The sequence below is a fragment of the Gilvimarinus sp. 1_MG-2023 genome (assembly GCF_030548285.1).
On sequence record NZ_JAUOSC010001899.1, the window covers coordinates 1 to 229 of the forward strand.

The following is a 229-nucleotide window of genomic DNA, read 5'->3' on the forward strand; positions in this document are numbered from 1 at the left end:
GTCGTAACGCTTGAAGCCAGTCTCACGCTCAGCATCCACCGGAAAAATCACCGCTGCGATTTTTTTATCACGGTAATAATCAGCCGTATCCTGCACCGTTGGCATCATATTGTGGCCAGCCGGATTCTTGAAATACTTGGCGAAGTCTTCCTGAAACTGATAGTAGCCATCATCCCGGTCACAGCTGCAGGGCTCTTCTGCATGGGTATGGAAGTCGATAGCAATAATG

1 pseudogene is annotated in these 229 nt (G+C 48.9%); it reads right to left on the reverse strand.

Annotated elements, in window-relative coordinates:
* A pseudogene (locus Q4563_RS23300) lies at nt 1-229 on the reverse strand (hypothetical protein); the annotation flags it as partial.